The 13,597-nt window shown below is 52.2% G+C and carries 18 protein-coding genes and 1 pseudogene; 3 read left to right on the top strand and 16 right to left on the bottom strand.

The features are described from left to right. A pseudogene (locus tag AACY98_RS06815) lies at positions 1-84 on the bottom strand (IS5/IS1182 family transposase); the annotation flags it as partial. 80 nt (positions 85-164) lie between these two features. On the opposite strand from AACY98_RS06815, the gene AACY98_RS06810 reads away from it, so the two are divergent. Beyond that, positions 165-845 carry a hypothetical protein gene (locus AACY98_RS06810; protein ID WP_339803224.1) on the top strand — a complete coding sequence of 227 codons (681 nt, stop codon included), beginning with the start codon at positions 165-167 and terminating at the stop codon, positions 843-845. A gap of 36 nt (positions 846-881) precedes the next feature. Continuing rightward, on the top strand, positions 882-1,865 hold the full coding sequence (locus AACY98_RS06805; RefSeq protein ID WP_339803221.1) for a hypothetical protein: 984 nt from the start codon (positions 882-884) through the stop codon (positions 1,863-1,865). 188 nt (positions 1,866-2,053) lie between these two features. Here AACY98_RS06805 and AACY98_RS06800 read toward each other — a convergent pair whose 3' ends face one another. The 12 genes from AACY98_RS06800 to AACY98_RS06745 form a co-directional block, all read right to left on the bottom strand. Beyond that, positions 2,054-2,308, bottom strand: coding sequence for a hypothetical protein (locus tag AACY98_RS06800; RefSeq protein ID WP_339803218.1), 255 nt, complete (start codon positions 2,306-2,308; stop codon positions 2,054-2,056). Between the two features lie 95 nt (positions 2,309-2,403). After that, positions 2,404-2,607 (bottom strand): hypothetical protein, encoded by a 204-nt coding sequence (locus tag AACY98_RS06795; RefSeq protein ID WP_339803216.1) that lies wholly within the window; start codon positions 2,605-2,607, stop codon positions 2,404-2,406. Next, the gene (locus AACY98_RS06790; protein WP_339803213.1) at positions 2,604-3,122 is read right to left on the bottom strand and encodes a hypothetical protein; all 519 of its coding nucleotides are present in this window, start codon (positions 3,120-3,122) and stop codon (positions 2,604-2,606) included. The genes AACY98_RS06795 and AACY98_RS06790 overlap by 4 nt, the downstream gene beginning before the upstream one ends. 191 nt (positions 3,123-3,313) lie before the next feature. After that, a complete protein-coding gene (locus AACY98_RS06785) occupies positions 3,314-6,241 on the bottom strand; it encodes a conjugative transfer ATPase (RefSeq protein WP_423817541.1) in 2,928 nt (975 codons plus the stop codon). 19 nt (positions 6,242-6,260) lie between these two features. Next, the gene (locus AACY98_RS06780) at positions 6,261-6,701 is read right to left on the bottom strand and encodes a TIGR03751 family conjugal transfer lipoprotein (protein WP_339803208.1); all 441 of its coding nucleotides are present in this window, start codon (positions 6,699-6,701) and stop codon (positions 6,261-6,263) included. Continuing rightward, on the bottom strand, positions 6,682-8,121 hold the full coding sequence (locus tag AACY98_RS06775; RefSeq protein WP_339803233.1) for a TIGR03752 family integrating conjugative element protein: 1,440 nt from the start codon (positions 8,119-8,121) through the stop codon (positions 6,682-6,684). The genes AACY98_RS06780 and AACY98_RS06775 overlap by 20 nt, the downstream gene beginning before the upstream one ends. Continuing rightward, positions 8,111-9,001 (bottom strand): TIGR03749 family integrating conjugative element protein, encoded by an 891-nt coding sequence (locus tag AACY98_RS06770; protein WP_423817539.1) that lies wholly within the window; start codon positions 8,999-9,001, stop codon positions 8,111-8,113. Before AACY98_RS06770 ends, AACY98_RS06775 begins: the two co-directional genes overlap by 11 nt. Before the next feature lie 10 nt (positions 9,002-9,011). After that, a complete protein-coding gene (locus AACY98_RS06765) occupies positions 9,012-9,683 on the bottom strand; it encodes a PFL_4703 family integrating conjugative element protein (protein ID WP_339803205.1) in 672 nt (223 codons plus the stop codon). Continuing rightward, positions 9,680-10,075, bottom strand: a complete 396-nt coding sequence (locus AACY98_RS06760; protein ID WP_339803202.1) for a TIGR03750 family conjugal transfer protein — start codon at positions 10,073-10,075, stop codon at positions 9,680-9,682. Before AACY98_RS06760 ends, AACY98_RS06765 begins: the two co-directional genes overlap by 4 nt. Before the next feature lie 57 nt (positions 10,076-10,132). Continuing rightward, a complete protein-coding gene (locus AACY98_RS06755; protein ID WP_339803199.1) occupies positions 10,133-10,495 on the bottom strand; it encodes a TIGR03745 family integrating conjugative element membrane protein in 363 nt (120 codons plus the stop codon). An 8-nt stretch (positions 10,496-10,503) separates the two neighbouring features. Next, positions 10,504-10,743 carry a TIGR03758 family integrating conjugative element protein gene (locus tag AACY98_RS06750; RefSeq protein ID WP_339803196.1) on the bottom strand — a complete coding sequence of 80 codons (240 nt, stop codon included), beginning with the start codon at positions 10,741-10,743 and terminating at the stop codon, positions 10,504-10,506. Next, positions 10,740-11,069: an RAQPRD family integrative conjugative element protein gene (locus AACY98_RS06745; RefSeq protein WP_339803193.1), complete on the bottom strand. Its 330-nt coding sequence runs from the start codon at positions 11,067-11,069 to the stop codon at positions 10,740-10,742. Before AACY98_RS06745 ends, AACY98_RS06750 begins: the two co-directional genes overlap by 4 nt. A gap of 278 nt (positions 11,070-11,347) precedes the next feature. Here AACY98_RS06745 and AACY98_RS06740 point away from each other — a divergent pair, with 278 nt between their 5' ends. After that, positions 11,348-11,698 (top strand): TIGR04076 family protein, encoded by a 351-nt coding sequence (locus AACY98_RS06740; protein ID WP_339803190.1) that lies wholly within the window; start codon positions 11,348-11,350, stop codon positions 11,696-11,698. A gap of 24 nt (positions 11,699-11,722) precedes the next feature. Here the strand turns inward: AACY98_RS06740 and AACY98_RS06735 are convergent, their stop codons facing one another. Genes AACY98_RS06735 through AACY98_RS06725 form a run of 3 tightly spaced genes read right to left on the bottom strand, consistent with a single transcriptional unit; the run spans position 11,723 to position 13,562 of the window. Then, positions 11,723-12,766, bottom strand: a complete 1,044-nt coding sequence (locus AACY98_RS06735) for a DUF3800 domain-containing protein (RefSeq protein ID WP_339803187.1) — start codon at positions 12,764-12,766, stop codon at positions 11,723-11,725. Between the two features lie 29 nt (positions 12,767-12,795). After that, complete coding sequence (locus tag AACY98_RS06730) at positions 12,796-13,155, bottom strand: MmcQ/YjbR family DNA-binding protein (RefSeq protein WP_339803184.1); 360 nt, start codon at positions 13,153-13,155, stop codon at positions 12,796-12,798. Continuing rightward, positions 13,155-13,562, bottom strand: coding sequence for a hypothetical protein (locus AACY98_RS06725; RefSeq protein WP_339803181.1), 408 nt, complete (start codon positions 13,560-13,562; stop codon positions 13,155-13,157). The genes AACY98_RS06730 and AACY98_RS06725 overlap by 1 nt, the downstream gene beginning before the upstream one ends. Positions 13,563-13,597: the final 35 nt, after the last annotated feature.

Below are 13,597 nucleotides of genomic sequence, written 5' to 3'. Positions count from 1 at the left end.
CCGTTTACGCGCTTGCTCCAAAATAGGGCGTATCTTCTCAAACCGCTCACGGCTGATATCACTGGGGTAGGTTTTCCTTTTCATACCCACAGTATGCACTATCTATAAAAAATCGTGAACAGGTTCTCAGAAAAGCCATAATCAACCCTCCGAAACAAGATGCCATGGCCTCATATATCACCGCGTTTTTTTGTCTGTCCATCGGGCTTGAAAGAATGTCAAAGCTGATTTTGGTCGCTGATTACTGGATTAAAAATGGCTCTTACCCCAACAATCGATTCCTCAAAGACACTTATAGTCACGATATCGCTCGGCTGCTGGATGCTTGTGAAAAACTCCCTTCATCTGTCGAGCGTCCTAATTCAGAAATTCATCATGGCATCACAACAACACTTTCCGAGTTCGGAAAAAAAACACGTTATTACAACCTTGACCTGATTTGTGCCTCACCGTCCGGCCAACCCGAACCCATCACAATATGGTGGGAGCGTGTTGCTAAACCCATTCTTGAAAAGCATTATGGAAACCGAAAAAGACAACAGCACGAGAACATTGCCCAACATGTGGCTCAAGGAATGCAACCATCCATAATGGCGCCATTCTTTGCCGAAGACGGATCAGAAATTGACAGTATTGAAACGTTAGAATTTCATTATCTCGAAACACGCGTAGTACAGAAATACAGCAGTTTCTATACTTATCAAATAGTGCGTTGGTTGGCTTACCTGATTGCTGATTACTCCCACAAAGTTAACGACATGCAGGAAATAAATGAATACTTTTGTCTGCTCCAAAATGATGATGATAGCTACATCAAAAGAAGAAAAGCCTGGCTTACGCTTTAACAAACAAATCATGTTTAACTCAAACAGATTGTTCGCATGAAATTCAAATCTCGAAATCTACGCGCCATTGCTGAAATGATCATCGGTAATGCGGAGCACTTCCCATATCGATCAAGTTCTTACATTACGCAGTTTTTTGAAGAATGTGACCTGGATTTTGTACATGATGGATCGACCAGATGGGCGTGGACGGCGACCAAGCTGGCTGAATTATTGGACGAGCCTCAGCCTGCTGCTTATACTTTGCCAGAGCGTTTTGTACATGTTTTACAAATCTTGATGCACAAAGCCGATGCACAAGCCGATGACCCGGAAAGAACGCTGGCGCTCGAAGCGCTCAATAAGCCTCTTAGCCGCGAAGGTTTTGAAGCATTCTATGGCGAAGACAGGTTGCTCTATATCCGTCATATCGGTACTAAAACGCTTTCAAATATAGCCAACCCTCATCGTCCCTTTACACCCAATGAAATCAAGTACCGCGAACTTCTAATCAAGTATCTGGACAAATGCTCGGAAGATGAATTGATCGAAGAAGTGTTGTTGCCGCTGTTTCGTCAGCTAGGTTTTCATCGAATTACTGCTGCTGGACACAAAGATAAATCTCTCGAATACGGAAAAGATGTCTGGATGCGTTTCATGCTGCCTACACAACACGTTCTGTATTTTGGTCTTCAGGCAAAAAAGGGAAAGTTGGATGCGTCAGGAAACACCAAAGGAACAAATGCCAACATTGCTGAGATATATAATCAGGTTTTAATGATGTTGGGACATGAAATATTTGATCCAGAAATTAGTAAAAAAGTATTAATAGATCACGCATTTATTGCTGCTGGCGGAGAGATCACTAAACAGGCAAGAAATTGGCTGGGTGGAAAACTGGACGCTTCACAACGAAGCCAAATCATGTTTATGGATCGAGACGATATTTTGAATCTGTACACTGTCAGTCATCTGCCACTGCCCAAAGGGGCGATTCCCGATCAACCACCTGCTTCCATTGACGATGATCTTCCGTTTTGAGTGGTTATAAAGCACATGCCGATACCGATTTATCGGGCGCAAAAAAAATGGCGCTCAGGGAGAAGCGCCAGTGAAAATAAAGGGAGATTGTTATCTGGTTCTGGTTCTTCGGCCCATTGTCATACTAGCGCACAAGCGCACGTCACGCAAAATACATCTCCGCCCATGATTGGCGCCTCTCAAGAACGTCAAGGCGCGGACAGCTTGTTTTCATCAAACCGATGATCTATTTTATGCGCGATTTCTTTGGCGACACCTTGCCATGCCTGGGCACTAATAAAGGTTTCTGTACCGGCAAACCGCTCCGGCGGCGCGTTGGCGACCATGTGCGCATACTGATCCAGCGCCTGCAACACAAATAATTGCGCCATCGCGCCATATTTGGAAAACTCCATCAATTTAGTGACAAACTCCACGTTGGTCTGACGATGTGGATGATTCATTTTATTCTCCTCAAATCATTTGAGAAGACTTCCCCCAGAAGGGGGTAAGCCCTCCGGGGTTGGTAAAGATCATAAAAAGATACTATTGAAAGAGGTCAGGGCGTTTCTTTTTGCGTCCAGCCCCGACACTTCAACGCATCTTCGGCTTCGTCAAAAGTCCGGTAATACTCATGCGATTCCCTGGAACAAGGGCCACTTTCATCCTCGGTTCCGATGTAGTACCCCGCGTTGGAGCGCATGACCTTCAACGGCAGCTTAAGACCGACATAGGTCAATGCCAGATAACCGTATCGATTCATGATGGATTCTCCTGATGGAGTACACCCACATCCACCACATCCAGACGCCGCAAGTAGTCATCATCGATATCCTGATGGACACAATGAGACTGCTGCGGTTCGCCGTAAAGAATCGACAGCGCCGTATCCATATCCCACAAAGCACCGGGATGGAGCGGCGGCACCGCTGGTACGGGGCTGGGTTCAAACTCGATCACGGGAAACTGCAAAGGCGGCTCTTTGGAAGGAGCTTTCTTCACTTTATCCTTGCTCTCTTTTTTATTCACCACGTTTTGTTCATACCACTGTCGAACAAACGTCCAAGCTCTGGCGATATTGAATCCGTTTTTGGCTTTCTTCAACAGAAATGCCCGGATCAAATATCCGCCGACCACCATCAACGCGCACATGCTGACCCACAGGTCGGAGCGCATGATGATGCTAAAGCCGATAATCAATATAAAGACCTTCACCATCTGATTCAGTTGGATGGAATCGTCCTGTGATTTTTTCTCATCTTTTTTACTCGCTTGCATTGTGTTTCTCCTTCAAAGTAAAAAAAAACGGGAAACACATACCCTGCGGGCACTGTTTCCCGCATGGGTTGAACCAATTAAAGCCGATGGCTTTGTATTAAAGTGCGTCCATTCACGGTTGTGAACGCCTGACCGCCGGATTCTCAGGCTTGGGTGTCGTCGATAAGCCGACGACGGGCTTTGTTGCCGTTCTACGAACGACTGACAATGCTGTGTTCTGGTTGATTGATACCGCGCTTTTGATCCATGATCTCCGCCACCATCATCGCCGCATCCAGCTCACTCACGCCATGCTTTTGCATCAACTGATAACGCTCGTTCTTTTCTTCGGGTTCAGTCATCGCCATGGCAAGATATAAACTCGGCGGTACGGCTCTAAAGAGAACTTCCATCGATTTCGAGAGAATCACGCCCTCGGTAAACTTACCCGTTTCCTTTCGCGCCGAGAGCATCAGCGCTTTCTGCGCATCATTGAGTTCCCGGAACCGGGCAATTTTTTCCACTTCGTCGGGCGGCATCGACAGACAGACCCACCATTCAATCATATTGAGCATCGGCTCCGCCGCCTTGGGCAGATCATCGAGATTTTGCGTCGCCAGCCAAAACCACGCGCCGAGTTTGCGCCACATTTTGGTCACCTTGACGATATACGGGGCCAATAACGGATTTTTGGTAATAACGTGCCCCTCATCGGTGACGTTGATGATCGGTCGCCCTAAAAACTGGTCACGCTCAGCGATGTTGTTCACTGCGTTGATGAGCGAGATATAGGCAATGGAGAGTTGCGCGTTGTAGCCTTCTCTGGCAAAAGTCGCCAGATCGACAATCGTAATGTCCGTTTCCGGCCAGGGTGTGCCCGGACGGTTAAACATCTCGCCGTCAATGCCCTGACAGAACATGTCCATCGCGTCCGCCATTTCCAGCAGCCGGGCGCGCCGCGCTTCCGGCAATGACGCATCGTTGCCTTTTCTGCGCAACGCATCGCGGACATTTTCGGTCAGCACCGGACGCGCCTCTTTCGCGCACAGATTCGCCGCATCCAGAATGCACTGACGAATCAAACTGCGATCTGCCCGTGTCATGCGGGCTTCCTCCTTGTCCTCACCCCCGGTAATCATCAACCGCGCGGTAATTTCCAGTTCACCCAGCACATCGCGCTGTTCATCGTGATCGTGACGGTGATCCACAACGGGACGACCCGTGGCGCTATTCAAGATGACCTGTTCTTCATCGAGCGCATCGACATCCAGCGTTTGCACCTTGCTCGGCGTTTCGATCAGCCGAATTGCGTCGGCAAATGGCGCTAAAGACACACCGGAGCCGGGTGAGAGTTTCACTTTATGGACGCTCAAGCCGTGCCGTTTGGCAAAATCTCCGAACAAGCCAAAGCTGTTGCCTGCTTCCACCACAAACAGGCGTGGCCGGTACATCGCCACCATCTGGTTCAACAGATTATTCAATGTGGCCGATTTGCCCGATCCGGTCGGGCCGAATAAAAACAGGTGCGCGTTCATCTGCCGATCAAGTCGGTTCAATGGATCGAACGTCACCGTACCGCCGCCCCGGTTGAACATCGTGATGCCCGGATGCCCCGTCCCCTGATTTCTGCCCCACACCGGCATGAGATTGGCCGCGTGTTGCGCAAACATGAGTTGCGCGTACCAGCTCCGTTTGTCTTGGTTCGGATCGTAATTGCACGGCAGCCACCTCAGATAGCTGTTGAGCGGCGCCACTTCGTCTTCTTCACGCACCGGCTGCAAGCCCGCGCCCAGCATCACATTACAGAGTTGCAGGTCGCGGGCATTGAGTTCTTCCCGATTTTTACCACGCAGATAAAACGCGATGCTGCCCCGGTACAGTTTGTGCGAACTGCTGATCAGGGTTCTGGCTTCCTGCACATCCTTTCTGGTCTGCTCGGACGCCAGCGTTTCACCGACCGACTTTTTTGCCAGATAATTCAAATGACTTTCCAGCGTATCCTGCGGCGTGATGACCAGCGTCAAACACATCACGGTGTCTTCGGGCATCTGGTCGAATAATGAATTGATCGCGTCGCCCTTACTCGTTTCCCCGGTGATGTGGCCGATGGCCGGTGGCGTGCGCAGCCGGTCCAGCACAATTACCCGATGCGCAGCATCGTTGAAATACCAGAGTCCGTCCCTGACATCCGACCTTGGTTCACTAAAAAACAAGCGTTGCGCGAAGTCGGTGCCACTGGCAAGCTCGGTTTCTCCCGCTTCCGTTTCTTCCGGGTAAGCGGCCAGCCGATAAAAACGTTCCCTGTCTTCCGGCGTGTCGCCCAGAAATGTCGGGTACGGATTGAACCAGCGCAACAGCCAGGCGTGAATGTCCATCACGTCCATGCGTCTGACTTTTACCCCGGCATGGGCTAATCCGCCGGTTATCCGGTCGCAGACGACATTCAGGGACTGCTCCGGCCTCAATACGTCGCGCCGCGATACGGATGGCAGCCTGCGGTACACCACCAGACGCACCCGTCTCACCTGCCCGCGCCAGGGCAGGCGTGTGACCGTGCTGTCGGTAAACAGCCCGCCCGGTTTGGAGACCGCCTGCAAGTGACGCTCAAAGAATTTGAGATAATAGTCGGTGAAGTCTGTGTCTCTGGCTCTTTCATGCACATACTGCTTCAAGTTGTCCAGATAACTCTGCCAGTGGGTTTCATCCTGCGCGTACAACTGCACCACCCACGGATGCGTGTCGAATTCATCGAAGCTGTCCTGAAGCGCGTTTTCTAATGAATCGCGCACCTTTTGCAGCCAGGATGCCTCACGCCCCTCGGTGCCTACCGGAAAGACTTCAAAGAACGCGGCCACCGATTGCCCGTCATCGAGCAGCATGGTCTGCGATTCCGGTAAAAACTCGACCCACGGCAGCATGTCGGCAAACGACGGAACAACACGGTACTTCGCAGCTTCATCGGCCAATGTCGCCGGACGGGGGGTACTAAAACAACTTCCCGGTTCGGGAATGCCGTGGGCTTTGAGGTTTTCGGTATGGGTTTCCCAGGCATCCGGTAATGAAGAATCGTCACCACCGGATGCCGGACCCTCGCCTCGGTCTCCACCCTTACGCCCAAGGCGCTTCTGCAAAAAATCCATCCAGTGCCCGCGCTTCATCTCAGTACGGCTCCACCCGCTCGCCGGGCATCGCGTATTGAATGCGCTGGTACAACGGAAACACCGTCGTATAACCGGGCACCGGCACCGGATCGGTGACCGACAAATGCGGAAACACATACATCAGCATGTCGGGATTGGGTAAGCGTTGAAACTGGCGCTCAATTTCATTGTGCGCCGTGCGGGTATAAGTCGCCTGTGCTGCCGCATCGTGTTGAATATCCATGTTGGTCAACGGTCGGCGCAATGCCTGCCGAGCATCCAACAACTGCCGGTTGGCCTGCCCGGTATTTCCCGATGTGCCGACATGCCAGATGTCCATCATCGTCCGGTCGCCATGTGTCAGCATGTCTTCGGCACTGGTGGCGCAGCCGGAAACGGATACGACCAACCATACCCCGACAAAAATAGCTAATATTGTTTTAATCAAGTTCTCGCGCATAATTTTCTCCCAGGTTGTGATCGACTTTCCTGCCGCTGGCGTCGTAGTCAATGTCCAGCGCTTCATCGATGTGGATGGCGACCTGTGCGCCCGGTTCGACATACACGGCGGCAAACGCCTGCCCGTACAATTTGTTGATCCACTGCGACATATCGCGCACGCCACCCATCAGGATTTGACCCACTGCTTCATTGCCGGAAATCCCGACCTGACCCATCGACCCGTCGCTGCTCATGTACGAGAACGATCCGTCGTCATCCTTGACCAGCGATGCAGCCCCGGCACCAGCGGCGGTAATCAATGCCTGCGTGCCCAGATACTGTTGGGCGTTGCTGCGCCGCTGCCCTGCCACACAGGGAATACCGTAAGAATCACTGATCCAGCCCAAGCTGTTGGAACTGCCGCGACTGGAACGGCTGCTACCCGCCGTCGTCTGGGGAATGGTGCGGATCGTGCCGTCGTGAAAGACAAAGGTGATCGAATGGATTTCGCCCCTGACGCATGAAAGCGTCCAGTCGCCCGACGCGGTGCCGCTGAATACCGCCCCTGCCACATCGGGCAGTTCAATTCCGTTTGCAGTGAGATTGTCCGGCCCGACCAGAATCTTGAACGGATACGGATCGGTCACGGTGCCATCCACCGGCACACGGCCAATCAATGCCGTCATCGCCAACGAACCCATCAACGTCGCGTTGGCCGGAACCGTATAGACCGGCGTGATACTGGTGGTCTTGCCATCACCACCATAGGATTCATGGCGGATTCTCTGACCGGCGTACAGCGATGCGTCCTCCGTATCACTGGAAAGCCCGAAACTCGTTGGAAACCTCGACGTTTCGGTGCTTGATGCCCGGTTGTTCTGTGTCCTGGCGTCGGACGGTTCGATCCAGACTATCGCCGCATTCGGCGCATCGCCGTCTTCCAGCCCCAGACCCACCGGAATATCGGGCGTGATGGCTTGAATTCCCGGTTCGCGGTTTTGCCCCAGCTCGTGAATACGACGCTGCATATCTTCAATCAATGCGGCGGTTTGACCATCGGCATTGCCTTGTCTCGACTCCGACCCCGACTCCTGCCGGATCCGGTCGCGTTCATGTTGAAGCGCCTGACCGATCTTCTGGTCGATATCGGCTTCGCGCTGACGCAAGCGCTCGATTTCGGTGCGCTGCGCCTTGTTGGTGTCCGTCGTCACCTGCATTTCAGCGCGAAGCAGCTTGACCTGCCCAACCAGCGTTGCGACCGTATCGCGGGGTGTATCGCCTTCGATACCGAGCGCTTTCATTTCCTCGGCGGTGAGTTTGGGCGTATCGTCAAAGCCATCGTCGGAATCTTTATGGCCGGAAAGCGTTTTTAACAGAATAAACATCACCACCACGGCCACCGGAATCATCAACCATTTGAGCAGAGCGTTACTTTTCATCATGAACTCCCGGATTCAGGCTGGCGTCAAACCGGCTCATCGCTGGCAGCAATGACTGCGCCAGCCCATGTTTGAGCGTCACCAGATACACCACCGTGGTGTCCGTGGCGTTTCCGATTGCGCCAAGGTATTGGTGCTGGAACGTCGCCGCCACGAAATCACCCTGCAAAAGACGCGGATCAAGATCAATCGAATTTGGGCTGCGGTTTTGCAATCTGACCGCCGTCACGTAATGGTTTTGCAGCCGCCAGGCCGCCAGTACCTTCGCCTCAATCGGCAATGTCGGCAACAGTGTGGACACATCCAGATCGCTGCGCACACTGGTTCGGGTGATACCCGTCACCGGCTCGACGGTTCGCAGCGGTGCATACAGGTTCTGCGCGGCGTATCGGGTCAGCACCACCGGCACAGGGGTGGACACAGGGGTGGCGGTTTTTTGATCGGCTGTCTTGCCGGTACTTTCGGTTTGTGTGCTGTTGCTCTGACTCTCAAACACAATGCGCACCGGCTCCGGCGCGGTTTCACCGGCGACATCGCTGTCACGCGCCACGATATCGAGCAGAATCAGTTCGCCCGATTCAGCATCCTGCAACTGGATGCGCGTGGGTTCAATCGGGGACAAGGCTTTTAGGTACACCGTACCGCTGGCGGTCTGCACCCTCAGTTTGGACTGGATCGATGCCGGCAGCCCCACCCGCACATTGCGCTCGACAAAAACCACTCGCTCCTGGCCGACAATGAGCGGTATCGCCAACGGCAACCGTTCCCACGGCATGACCTCAACGGCTCTGGCCGGAAGGCAAAAGAGCAGCATAACCAGAATGAAAAACCGTCGTAGCGGTTGAGACAATATAAAAACGCGAGGAAGTGAATGGCTCATGGGGTTTTCCTCAAGAGGGATTTCTGAAAGTGGACGACGGTTTGACCTCATCGTCAGCGACAGTGATGCGTTGCGGTGGTGTGTGGTAACAATCCAGTACCAGACCGAACGGGTTTTTCTCAGGATCGATGTCCGAGCGCAGAACTTTGAGCGAATAGCGCACCAGCGCCCGCTTGACCTGCTCGGACGCGAAATATTCATCGGCAGCCAGATCGAGCGTCACAATCCAGTCCCGTTCCGAAATAATTTTGACTCTGGCTGTGGGGTCGTCGCCGTAACCGCGTCCGGGAATTTCATAAACACCCCGCACCCGTTTATGCAACTCACCATTGCTGCGCCGTAACTGGTAGTCGTTTTGCAAAAAGGCGTAGCACGAAGAAGTCAAGTACGGTGAGAGCGCATGGATGTTGCGGATGTAGTCTGTTTCACCGTCAACCGGCCAGCGGTTAAGCTGTTGGAACACATAAAAGGTATAGGCATACACCGATTCAGGTGGGACTTCCCACCATTTCCTCGTGCTGCCTGATCTCAGGTCGGGCGGAACGTGAATCGTCATGTCGCGCGGTGCGCTCCACCAGCCAAAACCCATTAAGATCGCCAGAAAGAACAGCGCTGCCCCGATCACCCGCAGTGTTTTAACGTGCGATTTCAAATGCGCGACCTCGTTTCTGAAACGACTCATGATTTTTCTCCCCGGTGAGATGGCGTCCGCCGTATTGACCAATAGCCGGACCTTCCGATCAGATCGTTACCGCCGAACACCGCGCACAGCAGCGGATAACGCAGTCTCGTCTGCCACTGGATTTGCCGGTACAGCCAGGTATCGGGGCGACCGCGTTTTTGCCTTCTTAAGATCGTGCCGCCGACCAACACGCCCAGCGCAACCGCGATCATCACCATGGTCGGCGCGATGGCAATCTGTCCGATCAACATCGCCAGCGGAATACCGACAATCAATCCGGCGATGCCGGTAATCCCCGCCGTGATCCACAATTCGTCTGCCGTCAGCCCCCGGACAACCGAAGGTTGACGGTTCAGTCGATGCGGCAGAAAATTCACAGTGCCGTCCGGCATTTCCTGTGGCGCAACGTGCGATAGGGCGTACCTGTCCATTGGTTCTATCTGTGTTGGTTACAGGATGTCGGTGGCTTCGGTCAGTAACCAGATGCCGATCACCAGCAGCATCGCGCCGATCACGACGGTCAGGCCAAACTGCCCCCATGTCTTCTTGCCGGTGTGAATTTCCGAATAGACGATGTAGGCGTGGTAGCACACGCCGACAAACATCGACGCGATCACCACCAGCGCGACAAACAAAATGATGTCGTAGCCGTAGTTCTGCAATGTCTGAAAGATGCCCGAACCTGTACCCCGCGACGGGTCTTCCAATGTCGGAAGCCCGGCAGCGATTGCCGTCTTCGGCAAGGTCAACAGCGATGCAGGGAACAGCGTGGGTAAAACTGCCGGAATACAACGGAAACGTTTCGGTTTCATAAAAACCTCTATGAGAGAAGAAGAAAAGCAAGCACGCAGTACATGCCTGCAAAGCGGATCAGCACTAAAAAGAACTCGCGTGCCGATAGTTGATTGCCGACCCAGCCCGCATAAGCGCTGCGTATCGCCCACACGCCCCACAGAAGCAGGATCGCAAAGACAAAGGCCAGGAGTACGTGGCCGATCTGTTCCGGTGTGAATCCGCCACCCGTCTTAAACGCCAGAATCTGATCGGCAGACAAGCTCATGGGGATACCTCACTTTGTTCTGCGCGATACTGCCCGGCCAGCGCCACCGGATCGCGGGGTTGCGCCCGCTGCGGCGTTAGGTAATCCTCAATGCCTGCGCGTACCCGCGCCATATCCGCGTTGAAGCGCTGATAGTCGAAGTGGTAGCGGGATGCTTCAGGAGTGGCCGCTTTCGCGCTCTCATGAGCGATGCGCACAGTCATGTCCAGTTGACGCAACATCAACGCAAGCTGCTGGCGCTCCAGTTCATTGGGCGATCCGGCATAAGCCGGAACACTCACCGACAACGCCAGCGCGGTACAGATCAGTGATAGAGATCGTTTCATCGGGATGCTTTGTTTCAAAAACAACGATGTCCCAATGATGAAGTCGGCAATACGGTTTCACCTCAATAAATACGAATTCGGCTGATCACGATTTCTTTTGGGCGTAAAAAAAGCGCCGCTGTGGGGAGTGTCCAATCATGGGGTGGTGCATTTTTCGACCGTAACCGTGCATGGTCTGGCAAGAGTGAACCGTTTTTAATCGGTAAGAATAGGAGTGCCGCAATACCTGTGTTGTGGTAAAACCAGATTAACGGCAAATCTTCAATTTGAGGTTAATCATGAAAAAATGGTACGACGAGGAGTACGAATTTGAAATCGAGGTCACGGGGTTTCTTCGCGGCGACCGCACCGAGCGGTATTGCCGAAATGGTGAGGAGATCGGGGATAAATACACCTGCACCTACGGTTGCCCTGTCAATACGGACGGACAGGGTATTTGCTCCAAAGTCATGTTGATGATGTTCCCCATCATGGAAGCTGTTCGAAGTGGCGGCGATTTGGAGAATATCGGCGGCAGCGGTAAATACTGCAAGGAAATCGTCTGTCCCGATGGCTGCGTGATATTCAGACTATCGGTCAAGAATCTGAGCAATGAGAATTTTTTCAAGGGGAAGTTTTTCGATACTTGATGGTGTTCAATTTGAAAGCAACCTCTATTGTAAATGTCTGGCGATATAGTCAATGGCAGCAGCAGACTGCGTACCTTGATAGAGCTTCTTTTGCCCTTCAAAATCAAGAGACGGAATCATATGGATAAACTGCTCGTCAGAATAAAGACTCAAAACAACATGCGCATCCAACACGGGTTTGCGCAGTTTTGTCAATACATTTGCGGCCTCAATAGTTGCCCCAATCAACACATCCGCAAGTTGCACCGCCGGGCTATCCTTTGAATCAACCTGAGTTACAGACGACAGTTTGAGCGGAAATTTTAGGGTTGCAATTTCAGATTGACGAAATTCCGCAACCTGATCATGATCAATAAAGCGCTGTATCAACGCATGATAAGTAAGCAGGTTTTTCGACTGGTCATGCGCCACCCTGTAAGTCCCATCGGCCATGACTTCCATTCGACTAATCAATCCTTGTAACACCGCAAATGCCGCATCGGTAGTCGTATTGGGCAAGGTTATTTCAGCCAGACATTCGGGGAATGCGCCTGCCAGTGGTCCCAGCGCTTTTGGTAACTCTTTCCATTTTATACGACGTACTGATGAAACAAGATCGTTGATGGCTTCCTGCGTTTTTTCTTTGACCGCGCGTTGGAACGAAGCAAGCAATACTTCAAATCCATCCTTGCCAAAGAGAGTTGGGCCTTTAAGGTAAAGCGATGACCCAAGCGTAAAATGTTGCCCATTTTCGTAGAAGTTTATCCCACGTCTGTAATAAAACGGCTCTGTCGCATAATTCAGGAACATCAACGTCAGCAAATAACGCTTGTCACAAATATATGTGACACACTTGTGTTGCGTCAGAATATCCCTCAGCAAATTTAGCAATGAGTCGTGATTGCCGGGACGACGTGCCAAAGCACGATATTTAAGTTCGTCTGCACCCAGCTTTGGAAAGTGCTTGCGGATCAAATGTGCGGCATCCTCATCGCTGATGGCAATAGCCGAAGCTCCCTGAAACCGTTGTTCCGGGTCCAGTAAATTAGCCCCTGTATAACCACTTTCATCAATAGCAAAACATTCCATCACCGCTCCTCAAAAATTGGGAATAATCTTTATTTCGTCAGCGTAAAACTCAGATCGACCAGATCAAAAATCTCTTCTTCGGGAACCGTTCCGTCCAAAACAACGGTCAGCCAGTGTTCCTTGTTCATGTGGTACGCCGGTAGAAATCCCGGCGTCAGCCGCAAAACCCCGATGAGCTCCGGCCTGCACTTGAGGTTGATCACATCGATCCGCCCTTCGCCTGCCAGCCCCAACCGGCTTTTTGAAACAGACATCACCACCCCGAACCATTTTTTGTTTGCGGCATGGCGTAAAACGGCATAACTCGGATGGCCGCGCCATGGGTAGTCCGGCTGTATATTGTATTTCTTTTGGACGTACGCCAAAACCCAGGCTCTGCTGCTTGTCATTATGGTTTTCTGATGAAAAAATCGTTCATGCAAAAATTGCTCTTGAAAGCGTATTCATCATTCAGCGCTTGCAATTCCTGAAAATACCGTTTGGTGGATACCGCGTTCACGATGAATTGTCCCTGTGCGTCAATCAGGAGAATCTTATCGTCGGGTGTCGCGCTGGCGTTGATGACCCGTGTGGCGCGGTGGTAGATGTTGGGCACAACAGGTTTTTTGACCGGCCTTATATCCCGGTTGATGACTTCAAGGCGCGCCTTACACTTGTCGCTTGCTTCGTGGCTTTTACCAATCACAAGTCCACCGGCACGAGCGTCAACCAGATACCCGTCCATCAACATGCCCAGCACTGTTTCTGCCCGGATAAAATTGCCTATTTTGAAAAACAGATTGTCGTAAAGTCCCATGTGCCATTTTTATCAGTCAACGGTACTGCCTGACA

Source organism: Saezia sanguinis, assembly GCF_963921665.1.
Lineage (GTDB): Bacteria > Pseudomonadota > Gammaproteobacteria > Burkholderiales > Burkholderiaceae_C > Saezia > Saezia sanguinis.
Note: the sequence above shows the minus strand (reverse complement) of the source record. Positions and strands in the feature narration are given on the sequence as shown.

What these genes read in the sequence shown, in the direction of transcription:
- AACY98_RS06785 (WP_423817541.1), bottom strand. Translation starts at nt 6,241, where the DNA reads ATGGATTTTTTGCAGAAGCGCCTTGGGCGTAAGGGTGGAGACCGAGGC.
- AACY98_RS06735 (WP_339803187.1), bottom strand. Translation starts at nt 12,766, where the DNA reads ATGGAATGTTTTGCTATTGATGAAAGTGGTTATACAGGGGCTAATTTA.
- AACY98_RS06800 (WP_339803218.1), bottom strand. Translation starts at nt 2,308, where the DNA reads ATGAATCATCCACATCGTCAGACCAACGTGGAGTTTGTCACTAAATTG.
- AACY98_RS06790 (WP_339803213.1), bottom strand. Translation starts at nt 3,122, where the DNA reads ATGCAAGCGAGTAAAAAAGATGAGAAAAAATCACAGGACGATTCCATC.
- AACY98_RS06780 (WP_339803208.1), bottom strand. Translation starts at nt 6,701, where the DNA reads ATGCGCGAGAACTTGATTAAAACAATATTAGCTATTTTTGTCGGGGTA.
- AACY98_RS06725 (WP_339803181.1), bottom strand. Translation starts at nt 13,562, where the DNA reads ATGGGACTTTACGACAATCTGTTTTTCAAAATAGGCAATTTTATCCGG.
- AACY98_RS06795 (WP_339803216.1), bottom strand. Translation starts at nt 2,607, where the DNA reads ATGAATCGATACGGTTATCTGGCATTGACCTATGTCGGTCTTAAGCTG.
- AACY98_RS06750 (WP_339803196.1), bottom strand. Translation starts at nt 10,743, where the DNA reads ATGAGCTTGTCTGCCGATCAGATTCTGGCGTTTAAGACGGGTGGCGGA.
- AACY98_RS06810 (WP_339803224.1), top strand. Translation starts at nt 165, where the DNA reads ATGGCCTCATATATCACCGCGTTTTTTTGTCTGTCCATCGGGCTTGAA.
- AACY98_RS06765 (WP_339803205.1), bottom strand. Translation starts at nt 9,683, where the DNA reads ATGAGTCGTTTCAGAAACGAGGTCGCGCATTTGAAATCGCACGTTAAA.
- AACY98_RS06770 (WP_423817539.1), bottom strand. Translation starts at nt 9,001, where the DNA reads ATGAGCCATTCACTTCCTCGCGTTTTTATATTGTCTCAACCGCTACGA.
- AACY98_RS06740 (WP_339803190.1), top strand. Translation starts at nt 11,348, where the DNA reads ATGAAAAAATGGTACGACGAGGAGTACGAATTTGAAATCGAGGTCACG.
- AACY98_RS06745 (WP_339803193.1), bottom strand. Translation starts at nt 11,069, where the DNA reads ATGAAACGATCTCTATCACTGATCTGTACCGCGCTGGCGTTGTCGGTG.
- AACY98_RS06805 (WP_339803221.1), top strand. Translation starts at nt 882, where the DNA reads ATGAAATTCAAATCTCGAAATCTACGCGCCATTGCTGAAATGATCATC.
- AACY98_RS06730 (WP_339803184.1), bottom strand. Translation starts at nt 13,155, where the DNA reads ATGACAAGCAGCAGAGCCTGGGTTTTGGCGTACGTCCAAAAGAAATAC.
- AACY98_RS06760 (WP_339803202.1), bottom strand. Translation starts at nt 10,075, where the DNA reads ATGCCGGACGGCACTGTGAATTTTCTGCCGCATCGACTGAACCGTCAA.
- AACY98_RS06755 (WP_339803199.1), bottom strand. Translation starts at nt 10,495, where the DNA reads ATGAAACCGAAACGTTTCCGTTGTATTCCGGCAGTTTTACCCACGCTG.
- AACY98_RS06775 (WP_339803233.1), bottom strand. Translation starts at nt 8,121, where the DNA reads ATGAAAAGTAACGCTCTGCTCAAATGGTTGATGATTCCGGTGGCCGTG.